Below are 12,003 nucleotides of genomic sequence, written 5' to 3'. Positions count from 1 at the left end.
ATTTAATGTTCTAAATACTTATTCATATACTCTTCACGAATAGCTGTTCTTTCTTCGCCATTTGCTTTAAGCATACGCTGACGTAAATCATTACGCTCTTGTGTACTCATTTTTTGCCATGCTTCACGCATTTTTTCTTTTTCAGCATCGGGGAGCTGAGTAAACCAGTCCATACGTTGCTGTAGGTTCGTACTTTGATTCGCTGGTAACTCTTTTAAGCTCTGGTAACGTTTAATAACTGCACGTTGTTCCTCTTCAGAAAGGGCATTCCATGTGTCATCAACTTGTGTATTGGCATCTTTAGAAAAAATCCAAAATCGTTCAAAACCTGCAAAACTGGTTTGCAAGAAACTTAATGAACAAAGGATAAGAGCTAATTTTTTAGCTGCCATGTTGTACTTTATCCTCACCCAAGACCATTAGCATTTCTAAATCTTCCACCATTTGTGGAGATAATTTAGGATTTACAATTACTTGATTCTGCGGCTTATCAACAATATCTGCTGAATTAGGTAAAATTACAAAACCTGTGATCGCTGCTGCAAGTGCAAAACCAGACATTTTCCAGACACTATAAAAAGAGGCTGGTTTTTGTTGAATATGGTCAAGCACATGATTCATGACCACTGTTTTATTTTTATGGTGATGTGCCAAACTATCAAGTTTAGACGTCACCTTTTTAGTGAAATCATCATGATTCATCAGAACCTCCCAAGGGATTTAAATGGGCCAAGTATTCTCTAAGTCCCTGAATTGCTCGGTGATAATGGGTTTTTACACTACCTTCGGTACAGTTCATGATCTGAGCTGTTGTGTGTGTGTCAAAACCTTCCCACGCACGTAACATAAATGCCTGTTGTTGACGAACTGGTAGTTTTGAAATCGCTTCTCGAATTTCTTCGATAGTCACTGCTTGATCGAGAAAATCGGCAGGATTAATGGCTTTTTCATCAACTACATCAATAATTTCGTCGTCGTCATTGTCCAGACTAACTTTTTTGAAGAATGAAAATGGGTTTGCTCTACGAGATTCTTTACGGCGCCAATCCTGAAGTTTGTTGTTTAAAATCGTATAAAACAGGGGATACCATTCTTCTGTACTTTTATCGGCATAAGATTTGTGTAAAGCAATAAATGCTTCTTGAACCAAATCCATTGCAATACCTTGTTGACCTTGGGTAGCACTCTCCATCATCACCAAAGCACGACCAGTTACATCTTGCATGAAAACTTTCAGGCGTTGCTCAGCCGTGCTTGCATGAGCACTAGATGTTTCCGATCGAGACTTTTTCGGTGCTAAATCCATGGAGATGGAAAATCCTGTCATTGGACATACCCACCTTATCTTCAATATATCTCTTATATAACGCTGAAAAGAGGTGGGAGGTTGACAACAATCGGCTATTTTTTACTAGTGTAATTGATTTTTTTCACAAATATGTGAGATGTAAAATAAATTAACGTTTTATTGGCGTTGACGAACCATCTCAAAAAAACAAATAGATCCTGCAATTGCTACGTTTAATGACTCTTGTCCACCTGGTTGAGGAATAGTCACAGATTGTGCGTGATTTAATGCGTAATCACTTGCACCTTGACCTTCATTTCCTAAAATCCATACACAGGGTTTTGAAAGATCTTGTGAATAGAGGCTTGTTGAGCGATGTGAGCTTGTAACAAAAACTGGAATAGGAAATTTTGGAAGAATATCTGTGAGTTGGAAGTTTTCAAAACAATGTAAGCTAAAATGCGCTCCCATACCTGCTCTTAAAACTCGCGGAGACCAAAGTGATGCAGAGCCTTGTGTGCAAATAATTTGTTTAATATTTGCTGCTGCTGCTGAACGTAGCAATGTGCCTACGTTACCAGGATCTTGGATATTTTCTAAAATTAAAGTATCTACGTTGTAATCGATCGTTGATGCAGTTTTAGGTAAATCGATAATAGCTAAACAAGGCAGACTCGTACCTAATGTACTCAAATCTCTATATAAAACTTCACTAATAACAAAGATATGACCTTGATGCAGTTCGATTATTTCTTTTAAATCTTCGTGTTCTAATGCTTGTTCTGTCGTAAATAAAGAGAAAAGCTTCTTCTGTTGCTGTAACCAAGCTAAACAAAGATGAGTGCCTTCAAGGACTGTTTGCTGGTGTTTTTTTCGGGCGTTACTAAGTTCGATTAATCCACGCAAATGTTTAATTTTTGCATTGTCTTTTGATTCTAAAAAAATAACAGCCATAAGGAAATATCCAACAAAAGGGCACCATCATACTATGATGCCCTAAGTAATTAAAATTATTAATGATAGCTTGTTACGCGTTCAACTTCATTTTTAGAGCCAATAATCACAGGAACTCGTTGATGAAGTTCTGTTGGTTCGATGTCTAAAATGCGAACACGGCCTGTAGTTGATGCGCCACCAGCTTGTTCAATGAGCATACTCATTGGATTCGCCTCATACATTAAACGTAAGCGACCCGCTTTTTTCGGATCTTTTAAGTCGTATGGATAAAGGAAAATACCACTGCGGCATAAAATACGGTGAATATCACCCACCATACATGCTACCCAGCGCATGTTGAAATCTTTTTCACGAACAGAGGTTTTACCTGCAAGTAATTCATCAATATATTGTTTTACAGGATCTTCCCAATGACGCTGATTAGAAGCATTAATTGCAAACTCTTGAGTATCTGCTGCAACTTGAACATTGTCAGTAGTGAGCAAGAATGTTTGAGTTTCTGGGTCTAAAGTAAAGAATGCTACGCCATTTCCAACTGTTAAAGCCATCATGGTTGATGGGCCATAAAGTACGTAACCAGCAGCAACTTGCTGTGTACCAGCTTGCATGAAATCTTCTGCTTGTGTTACCGCATTTTTTGCAGGCAGGATAGAGAAAATTGTGCCTACACACATATTAATATCGATGTTACTTGAGCCATCTAATGGGTCAAACAAAACTAGATATTTACCATTTTCTTGGGCTGGTGTGAATTCATCAAGCTCTTCAGAAGCAAGACCACCTACTTGTGGATGAACTTTTAATGCATCGATTAAATAGTCATTAGAAATCACATCAAGTTTTTTCTGTGTTTCACCTTGAACATTTTCATTACCAGCACTTCCTAAAATACCAGCGAGCGCACCTTTTTGTAAGGCTTGATCGATAGTTTTACAGGTTGTGGCGATAGTATCGATGACTTGAGCCAACTCCGGTGTTAGATTCCCTTTTTGTTGTTCTAAAAATTGGGACAAGGTGAGGTTGGACATAGAAAATAGCTCCTGTGCTTCAAGCATCAAAATGAGTCAGATAAATACGTGGCATATTCTAGATGAGAATGTCACAAAATAAAAATTATCTTACTTTATTTGTGTTGGATTTATGCTTACAACCCCCATTTTAAGTGGTATGTTGATTATATAACAACGGACTGTATATTTTAGGAGAATCGAAATGACAACAAAGAAGTTTGATGCGACCCCAACAGCAGGTGAACCAATCAATCTAGATGAAATTTCGAAAGAGAATGTTCAGGATGCTTGGAAAGATTATGAGGCAAAACCTGAATATAAAGATTTTAATAAGCATGATTTGATTGAATCGATGCAACATTCTGAAGAAGAAAAGAAATCTTCCTAAGTTTTGTTGTTATAAAAAAACGCTCATAAAAATATGAGCGTTTTTTTATGCGTATTCTTTATTTTAATAAAGGGGGGACTGCTTCATAATTAATTTCAACGCGGCGGTTTTCTTTCCACGCAGATTCATCATGTCCTGCATTAACAGGAGCTTCTTTACCATAACTTACAGCTTCAAGTTGCTGTGGGTTTACGCCATTGGTAATTAAATAACTTTGCACAGCTTTAGCACGACGCTCACCTAAAGCCATATTGTACTCACGTGTACCACGTTCATCTGTATGACCAGTTAAAGCAACTTTTGAATTTGCATTTGCCATAAGAAATTGTGCGTGAGCTTGGAGAGTTTGATAGTCTTCAGTAGATAAGTCACTGCTGTCATAATCAAAATGAACAACGCGTTTAGCCAAAGCAGCTTTATTTGCCTCAGTTACACCTTTCGATGAAGCACCTGCCAAATTTTGAGCATTTAATGCTGCATCTTCACTTAAACCAGAAGTGTTTACCGTACTTGGATTTGTACCAGTTGTTGTAGTCGCTGCCGGTTTGCGGCTAGCACAACCTGTCATCACAAGTGCTACGCTAAGAAAGGGTAAAGCTAAATATTTGATTGATTTCATGATCATCTCCATCAATGGAATTAAAAGTTATTTTGGTGCCCATGCCGGTTCACGTACTTCACCTTGTTCACTTGGTAAATTCATACGGAAACGTCCATCAGTAGACATAATAGACAACAAGCCACGGTTGCCTTCACGAGTTGCGTAGACCACCATTTGCCCATTTGGTGAGAAACTTGGTGATTCATCTAAACTGGTTGGGGTAAGAATATTGGTGATGCCAGTATTAATGTCCTGAATTGCAACTTTATAACTGCTGCCACTTGGGCGATGAACAAGAGCAATCTTTTTGCCATCTGCACTCAGAGTTCCACGTGCATTAAATGAACCTTTAAACGTTAGACGTTTTACTGAGCCATCAGCAAAGGTATAACGATAGATTTGGGCAGAACCACCACGGTCAGAAGTAAAAATAAATGATTTTCCATCTGGTGTATAACGTGCTTCGGTATCAATTGCCGAGTCATTTGTCATACGTTTGACTTGGCGAGTTGATAAATCCATTTGATAGATTTCAGGGTTACCATTCATAGATGCTGTAAATAGCATTGATTGGCCATCAGGTGAAAAACTCGGTGCGCCATTTAGACCTTTAAAGCTTGTGAGTACTTCACGTGTCCCTGTAGATAAATCTTGTAAATAAATTGCTGGACGTTTGGTTTCAAATGAAACATAAGCAATTTTCTTAGCATCTGGTGTCCATGCTGGTGAAAGAATTGGATCACGAGATGACAAAACAGTTTTTGGTTGTTCACCATCCGTATCTGCAATTTGTAAAGTATAACGTTCTGCAGGAGTGGCCGGATTTCTGAGTACATACGCAATACGGCCACTAAAATCACCCGGAATTCCTGTAAGTGCTTGATAAATAGCATCACTTACCATATGCCCAGCTTGACGTATACGTGAAGCTGGTACATTTAAAAGTTCATTTAAAATGTATTGCTGCTTTTGTACATCATAAAGTTGGTAATGAACTTCAAAACCTGTAGCTGTTTGTTTAATTTGTCCAGTAACTACATATGGAATTCCGGCAGCTTGCCAGTCAGAAGCTTGAATCTGATTGATTGCAGCATTAGCAGGTAAATTTTTAGATGAGCTTGTAAAGCGTCCAGAACGATTTAAGTCAGTTTCAACAATAGGAGAGAGCCCATTGTCATTATTAAACGGGACAATAGCAATTTTAGGTGCCTGATCTGGTGCTTTAGCAATTTCCAGATATAACTGGGCAAAAGCAGTTGTAGGAGCTAGAGGGCTTAATGCGGTGATCAATGCTAAAGATAGCAGGTGTTTGCGGCTCGTATTCATAAGTTTAAAGTCATAGCTGGTATTTTTGTGACTGTTGATTTTGTAGCATAGTTACATGCCTTAAACTATTTAAAGCATGTAACTCTTTCAAAATTATTGCGCTCTAAATGTAGAGGTAACACTTCTTGCTTCGCGCCTTGCATCTGGGTCTGATGGCATAGGATATGGCGCAGAGGCTTGAATTGCGGCCTTAATACTTGCATCTAAAGCATCATCTCCGCTTGAACGCGTGATTACAATTGAATTGACACTTCCCGAATCTGAGAGGGTAAAACGAACACCAACTGTTTTACCACTACTGCCCGTCGGAACATCCCAAGAGCGTCGAATTTTTTGCTCAAAATCACGTCTAGCTGAAGAAGCAACTTTTTTAGCCTCAGCTTTCTTTTGAGCTGCCTCTTCTTGTGCTTTTTGAGCAGATGCAGCTTTTGCTTCAGCCTCTGCTTCAGCTTTACGTTTAGCATCGTCAGCAGCTTTTTGCTGCTTAGCTTTTGCATCGGCGTCAGCTTTACGTTTAGCATCGTCAGCAGCTTTTTGCTGCTTAGCTTTTGCATCGGCGTCAGCTTTACGTTTAGCGTCGTCATTGGCTTTTTGCTGTTTAGCTTTAGCATCGGCGTCAGCTTTACGTTTAGCATCTTCATTTGCTTTTTGTTGCTTAGCTTTAGCATCGGCGTCAGCTTTACGCTTAGCCTCTTCATTTAATTTTTGCTGCTTAGCTTTTGCATCGGCGTCAGCTTTACGTTTGGCATCTTCATTTGCTTTTTGTTGCTTAGCTTTTGCATCGGCATCGGCTTTGCGTTTAGCGTCGTCATTGGTTTTTTGCTGTTTAGCTTTTGCCTCTGCTTCAGTTTTACGTTTAGCTTCTTGCTGGGCTAAAAGTTTAGCATTTTCAGACTTTTGAGCCTTACGTTTCAGCTTTGCATCGGTCTCAGCTTTACGCTTAGCCTCTTCAGCGACTTTTTGTCTAGCCTTAGCATCTGCTTCAGCTTTCGCACTTTGTTCGGCTTTGCGTTTTTGTTCGGCTTCAGATTTTGTTTTAGCCTCAGCTTGCTGCTTTTGTATTTCTTCTATACGTTGCTGTTCTGCTGCTTGTTTAGCTTTTGCAGCCTCTTCAGCTTTACGCTTTTGTTCAGCTAACTTTGCTTGCTGTGCCTGTTCAGCTTTTTGCTTTTCAGCAGCAAGTTGTTGAGTTGTTGGAGGAGGGGGCGTAGCCGGAAGATTTTCAGGAAGCGTTTCATCCACAATAGGAGTTAACACCTCTTTTGCTTCATTTGTAGCTGTAGTCTCTTGTTCAACTTCTTTGGCTAAAGGAGGAGGTAAATCTTCTGGCTTAACTAAAATAGTTGTTAGCTTTTTTGGCTGTTCAGGTGGTTTACTCAAGCCTAAAAAAAGCAAGCCAACAATAGCAATTGCATGAACTCCAATTGTAAAGCTCAATGCAATCGCATTTTGTTTAAAGTGTGGCTTTTGATTTTTATTCATAGCTTATTTTAAAGGCTCTGTCAGAAGGCCAACTTGAGTTAAACCTGCTTCTTGTAAACTTGCCATCAGTGATACGACCTCTCCATAAGGACGAGACTTATCACCATTGACTAAAACTGTGAGTTGTTTATTTTCTTGTTCAGCTTGTTTTTGAGCATCGCTTAAAACTTCTTCAAGTTTTTCACGAGATAATGGCTCACTATCTTTGTAATCTTCATACTGAAGATAAATATTGCCATCTTTACCAATCGTTACCATAGCTGGCATATCTTTTGATTCGATTGGATGGTTATTTGCTTGAGGTAAATCGACTTTAATACCACTGGTAATCATGGGAGCAGTCACCATGAAAATAACCAAAAGTACGAGCATAACGTCAATATAAGGTACGACGTTCATATCACTTTTTAGTGGTTTTTTTATGCGCTCAAAGCGCCCTGAACGCTGAATTGCCATTATGCATCTTCCTGTGATGAACCCACAGACTGACGTTGCAATAAAGCAATCATCTCTTCAGCAAATAAAGCACGATCAGAGTAAACACTTTCGCTTTTAGACGTGAAATGGTTAAAAGCTAATACAGCAGGAATTGCAGCGAATAAACCAATTGCAGTTGCAATAAGTGCTTCGGCAATACCCGGTGCAACAGTTGCCAGAGTAACTTGATCAACAGCGGCTAAACCGATAAAGGCATTCATAATGCCCCAAACAGTACCGAATAGACCGATATAAGGAGCTACAGAACCGATACTTGCTAAACTACCTAAACCATATTCTAGGTGGCTCTGATCACGACTCAAACCAACACGTAAAATACGTTCAGTCCCTTCAATTGTTTGTGAAACAGGAGCCTGACGTTTTTTTAGTTTAAAAAATTCACTCAACCCTTGATAAAAAATATCTTCAAGACCTGAGCGTTTTGAGTTGAGTTGAGCATTGTTGTAAAGCGTATTGAGTTCAGCACCAGACCAGAACATTTTCTGGAAATGTTCATCTTCTTGATGTGCTTTTTTATAACTCATATGTAACTTGGCAATCAGATACCAACTAAAGATTGATGCTAATAATAAAATTAGCATGACCAACTGAACGACTGGACTTGCGTGTAAAATAAGGTCAGAAATATGCAGGGTTGATTCAATGTTTGTTGCCATAGTTACATATGCCGGTTGTTTTTTTAGTCTTGTTCCAATTCTTTACGAATAAGATCACGTATTTCTTCTGGAAGACGACGAGCTACAAGTTCTTTGCTTAAACATGCCAACTCAACCTCGCCAGAAGCAAGCAAGATTTCACCACGATAAATATTTTGTTGCAACACAAATGACGCAGCTTTACATGAAACTACACGTGCTGTAACAGTAATTAAATCATCCATTAAAATAGGACGCATGTATTTTACGTCAATTTTGTGTACGACAAAGTTGTAATCTTTTTGATGCCAGTAATGATCAACGCCAGAAGCACGGAGCCATTCAGTACGGGTACGTTCCATATAGCGAATGTGGTTGGCATGGTAAACAATACCACCTGCGTCCGTATCTTCAATATAAACACGAATGTTGAATTCAAAATGATTCGCCATGAGAGGATTCCGTTTTAGTTCACTATAGAGCTTTGCATTTAAAATATGACTGCTGAATAAAACATCAATTTTATTCGAAGCCACGTATATGCTTTAAATACGGGGCAGTTTAGCAGATTGCATACTAAGTCCTATGGCACAACCTTTCAATTGCGATTGCTGTATTTCTAGTCTAAAAACGGTACATCTCATGGCTAGCATGCTTTTAAATTATGACGGTTTCCATGTGGTTTGAACTTGTTTTGATATATTCGGATAATCTAATACGAACCTTATATGTAACTCGGTTCCTGTTTTTAAGGCCTTGTCATCTACAATAAAATAAGGATTGTGATTCGGTGCAGCCTGACTTAAATCTTGATTTTCTGGTGTAGCTCCTAAGAAAACAAAGAATGATGGCATCAGTTTGCCATAATATGCAAAATCTTCACTTGCACTCGCATTATGATCTAAAACATGTAATTTTGAATCTCCAGCAACTTTGGCTAAAGTTGGCTGAATAAGTTGAGTAAGAGTTTTATCATTCATGGCCACTGGTGCATAAGGTGCAATTTCAACTTTAGCAGTTACATCATTGGCTTGAGCATTATGCTCTATCATGACCGGTAAGCTTTTTAAGATATTATTTCTTATTTGTTCGTTATTGGAGCGAATGGTCCCGATCATATTGACCTGTTCAGGAATTACATTTCCTGCAGTGCCGCCTTGAATATTGCCGATACTGATTACGCCCATACCTTCAGTCAGATCTGTTCTTCGGCTAATAAGACTTTGTAAATTGTTAATCATGAGCGCAGATGCATAAATTGGATCTTTGCCTAACCATGGGGTAGAGCCATGGACCTGTTTGCCATTGACCTGAATACGTAAGTGATCTGCACTATTTAAAATGGCCCCATCTTTATAGTAAAGATGACCACTTTTCATGCCTGCCATGACATGCATTCCCAAAATAGCTTCTGGCTTATAGTCTTTAAAGGCGCCGTCTGCGATCATTTTTCTAGAACCGATTTGATCACCATGAGTAAAGTTATCTATATTTGCACCACCTTCTTCAGCAGGTTGGAAAACAAAAACAACTGTGCCCGATATTTTATCTTTATTAGCAGCCAGAATTTTTGCTGCGCCTAATAACATTGCAGTGTGTGCATCATGTCCACAAGCATGCATCACATAAGTTTCTTTGCCTTGATAAATTGCTTTTTGTTTACTTGCAAAGGGTAGGCCGCTTTTTTCTTCCATCGGCAGAGCATCCATATCCGCTCGAAGTGCGATGATAGGGCCGGGTTTGTCACCTTTTAAAATGCCGATTACGCCAGTTTTTGCATAACCAGTTTTGACCTGAATGCCATAAGATTTCAATTCTTTTTGAACAAGGGCAGATGTTTTAAACTCCATATTGCCCAGTTCAGGATGTTGGTGAATGTTTTGTCTTAGCTGAATAATCTGATTTTCATTTTGTTGAGCAGCATCATTGACCCAATCTGCTAGGCTTAGCTGACTTATGAGGGCGAGTGGCAAAAATAAAGCGGCTTTCTTATACATGTCCTTATCCTAAAAATATTATTGTTCATAAGATTTAATATCTTGATTTCTTATAATTCAGTTTTTAAAAATATTAAAAAATCAATAAGGTATAAAGAAAGACTTAAAAGGTATCGAGTTGCTAATTGATTGATAAAACAATTATTATTTTAGTTAAATAGAATAGTTAAATTAAAAAAAGGAAGAGAAAATTCTCTTCCTTTGGCTAGTTTTTAGGCTCAGGTGGCGTCAGTCCAAACTGTAAATAAGATTGATTGGTAGCAATACGACCTCGAGCAGTACGCATCACATAACCTTGTTGAATTAAATACGGTTCAATCACATCTTCAAGTGTGCCACTATCTTCAGCCATTGCTGCTGCAAGTGCTTCAACGCCAGCAGGACCACCATCAAAACGCTCTAGTAGCATGCTCAAATAACGTCGGTCTAGGGTGTCTAAGCCAGCTTTGTCAACATTGAGCATATCAAGCGCACGTTGTGCCATGTCATGGGTCACTTCACCTGTACCTTTTACTTGTGCATAGTCACGCACACGACGTAATAGACGATTGGCAATACGAGGTGTTCCACGTGCACGGCGTGCAACTTCTTCTGCACCCTCAACTGTAATTGGCACATTCATTAAGTTTGCAGAGCGCGACACGATGTGAGTTAGGTCTTCTACAGAGTAAAACTCAAGACGTTGCACAATCCCAAAACGGTCACGTAGTGGCGAGGTAAGCAAGCCCGCACGTGTAGTCGCAGCCACGAGTGTAAAAGGTGGTAAATCCAGTTTGATTGAACGAGCAGCAGGACCTTCACCAATCATGATATCCAGTTGGTAATCTTCCATCGCTGGGTAAAGAATTTCTTCAATAACTGGAGAAAGACGGTGAATTTCGTCAATGAACAAGACATCGCCTTCCTCAAGGTTGGTAAGCATTGCAGCTAAGTCGCCCGCTCGTTCCAAAACTGGTCCCGAAGTAGATTTAAGATTACCGCCCATTTCACGCGCAATAATGTTGGCAAGTGTGGTTTTACCCAAGCCGGGTGGACCAAAAATCAGCGTGTGATCGAGTGCTTCACCACGACCGCGAGCAGCGCCAATGAAAATCTCCATTTGTTCGCGTACTACAGGTTGCCCAATATAGTCGGCAAGTGAAGTTGGTCGAATCGCCCGATCAAAATGATCTTCTGGTTTTTCTGCTCCACTGATTAAACGGTCTTGCATAAGTGTTTTACTTCATCATTGATTTTAGAGCAGCGCGAATAATATCGGCTGATTCGGTGTAATCGGCTTTAACAGCAGCAACAGCTTTTTGTGCCTCAAGTGGCTTGTAACCTAAAGATTGCAAAGCCGCTTCTGCTTCTGCCACAGGTGAGTTTGCAGCAAACTGAATTTGAGGCAGGGTAGTCGTAGAAGAAGTTCCTTGAGCCAATGTTTTGAAACGGTCACGAAGTTCAATCATTAAACGTTCAGCAGTTTTTTTGCCAACGCCCGGGACTTTGACCAACGTGTTGATGTCGTCATGCTCAATTGTATGCACTAGTAGCTCAACACTTAAGGTCGATAGAATCCCTAATGCCATTTTCGGGCCGACACCATTTACTTTTAATAAGGTGCGGAAAATTATTTTTTCTTGAGCATCACTGAAACCGTAAAGCTGTTGAGCATCTTCACGGACAACCAAATGCGTCCATAACGTAACTTTTTGGCCTTTTTGTAATTGGCAAAATGTTGAAAGTGGCGTATCAATTTCATAACCCACACCATTTACATTCAGTAAGACAGTAGGGGCTTCCAGGGCAAACACTTCGCCAATTAAACATCCGATCATAGAG

General features: G+C 39.5%; 15 protein-coding genes. 1 reads left to right on the top strand and 14 read right to left on the bottom strand.

The features are described from left to right. Nucleotides 1-2: 2 nt before the first annotated feature. The 5 genes from ACPF64_RS18300 to ACPF64_RS18280 all read right to left on the bottom strand — a co-directional run bounded on the left by ACPF64_RS18300 (nucleotide 3) and on the right by ACPF64_RS18280 (nucleotide 3,273). Nucleotides 3-392: a DUF3106 domain-containing protein gene (locus ACPF64_RS18300; RefSeq protein WP_004790640.1), complete on the bottom strand. Its 390-nt coding sequence runs from the start codon at nucleotides 390-392 to the stop codon at nucleotides 3-5. Then, nucleotides 382-702, bottom strand: a complete 321-nt coding sequence (locus tag ACPF64_RS18295; protein ID WP_004643705.1) for a hypothetical protein — start codon at nucleotides 700-702, stop codon at nucleotides 382-384. Before ACPF64_RS18295 ends, ACPF64_RS18300 begins: the two co-directional genes overlap by 11 nt. Further along, nucleotides 692-1,306: an RNA polymerase sigma factor gene (locus ACPF64_RS18290; protein WP_005045802.1), complete on the bottom strand. Its 615-nt coding sequence runs from the start codon at nucleotides 1,304-1,306 to the stop codon at nucleotides 692-694. Before ACPF64_RS18290 ends, ACPF64_RS18295 begins: the two co-directional genes overlap by 11 nt. 159 nt (nucleotides 1,307-1,465) lie before the next feature. Beyond that, nucleotides 1,466-2,242, bottom strand: coding sequence for a TrmH family RNA methyltransferase (locus tag ACPF64_RS18285; protein ID WP_426454988.1), 777 nt, complete (start codon nucleotides 2,240-2,242; stop codon nucleotides 1,466-1,468). A 59-nt stretch (nucleotides 2,243-2,301) separates the two neighbouring features. Next, nucleotides 2,302-3,273: a class 1 fructose-bisphosphatase gene (locus tag ACPF64_RS18280; RefSeq protein ID WP_045429509.1), complete on the bottom strand. Its 972-nt coding sequence runs from the start codon at nucleotides 3,271-3,273 to the stop codon at nucleotides 2,302-2,304. A 184-nt stretch (nucleotides 3,274-3,457) separates the two neighbouring features. Between ACPF64_RS18280 and ACPF64_RS18275 the strand changes: the two genes are divergently transcribed. Next, complete coding sequence (locus ACPF64_RS18275) at nucleotides 3,458-3,643, top strand: NF038105 family protein (RefSeq protein WP_003650227.1); 186 nt, start codon at nucleotides 3,458-3,460, stop codon at nucleotides 3,641-3,643. A gap of 58 nt (nucleotides 3,644-3,701) precedes the next feature. Here ACPF64_RS18275 and pal read toward each other — a convergent pair whose 3' ends face one another. The 9 genes from pal to ruvA form a co-directional block, all read right to left on the bottom strand. Next, the gene (gene pal / locus ACPF64_RS18270) at nucleotides 3,702-4,262 is read right to left on the bottom strand and encodes a peptidoglycan-associated lipoprotein Pal (protein WP_009393712.1); all 561 of its coding nucleotides are present in this window, start codon (nucleotides 4,260-4,262) and stop codon (nucleotides 3,702-3,704) included. Nucleotides 4,263-4,289: 27 nt separating this feature from the next. After that, on the bottom strand, nucleotides 4,290-5,570 hold the full coding sequence (gene tolB / locus ACPF64_RS18265) for a Tol-Pal system beta propeller repeat protein TolB (protein ID WP_080027605.1): 1,281 nt from the start codon (nucleotides 5,568-5,570) through the stop codon (nucleotides 4,290-4,292). 93 nt (nucleotides 5,571-5,663) lie between these two features. After that, nucleotides 5,664-7,052 carry a cell envelope integrity protein TolA gene (gene tolA, locus ACPF64_RS18260; RefSeq protein ID WP_426454984.1) on the bottom strand — a complete coding sequence of 463 codons (1,389 nt, stop codon included), beginning with the start codon at nucleotides 7,050-7,052 and terminating at the stop codon, nucleotides 5,664-5,666. A 3-nt stretch (nucleotides 7,053-7,055) separates the two neighbouring features. Continuing rightward, the gene (gene tolR / locus ACPF64_RS18255) at nucleotides 7,056-7,508 is read right to left on the bottom strand and encodes a protein TolR (protein ID WP_003650231.1); all 453 of its coding nucleotides are present in this window, start codon (nucleotides 7,506-7,508) and stop codon (nucleotides 7,056-7,058) included. Beyond that, nucleotides 7,508-8,206: a protein TolQ gene (tolQ, locus tag ACPF64_RS18250; RefSeq protein WP_426454982.1), complete on the bottom strand. Its 699-nt coding sequence runs from the start codon at nucleotides 8,204-8,206 to the stop codon at nucleotides 7,508-7,510. Before tolQ ends, tolR begins: the two co-directional genes overlap by 1 nt. A gap of 23 nt (nucleotides 8,207-8,229) precedes the next feature. Then, nucleotides 8,230-8,637: a tol-pal system-associated acyl-CoA thioesterase gene (ybgC, locus tag ACPF64_RS18245; RefSeq protein ID WP_004699892.1), complete on the bottom strand. Its 408-nt coding sequence runs from the start codon at nucleotides 8,635-8,637 to the stop codon at nucleotides 8,230-8,232. 210 nt (nucleotides 8,638-8,847) lie between these two features. Next, nucleotides 8,848-10,182, bottom strand: a complete 1,335-nt coding sequence (locus tag ACPF64_RS18240; protein WP_426454979.1) for a M20 family metallopeptidase — start codon at nucleotides 10,180-10,182, stop codon at nucleotides 8,848-8,850. A 205-nt stretch (nucleotides 10,183-10,387) separates the two neighbouring features. Continuing rightward, a complete protein-coding gene (gene ruvB, locus ACPF64_RS18235; RefSeq protein ID WP_005038860.1) occupies nucleotides 10,388-11,392 on the bottom strand; it encodes a Holliday junction branch migration DNA helicase RuvB in 1,005 nt (334 codons plus the stop codon). Between the two features lie 7 nt (nucleotides 11,393-11,399). Continuing rightward, nucleotides 11,400-11,999, bottom strand: coding sequence for a Holliday junction branch migration protein RuvA (gene ruvA / locus ACPF64_RS18230; RefSeq protein WP_426454977.1), 600 nt, complete (start codon nucleotides 11,997-11,999; stop codon nucleotides 11,400-11,402). Nucleotides 12,000-12,003: the final 4 nt, after the last annotated feature.

Origin of the sequence: Acinetobacter sp. KB005 (genome assembly GCF_049949095.1) — a bacterium.
Lineage (GTDB): Bacteria > Pseudomonadota > Gammaproteobacteria > Pseudomonadales > Moraxellaceae > Acinetobacter > Acinetobacter calcoaceticus.
This window is presented reverse-complemented; position numbering and strand designations above follow the sequence as displayed.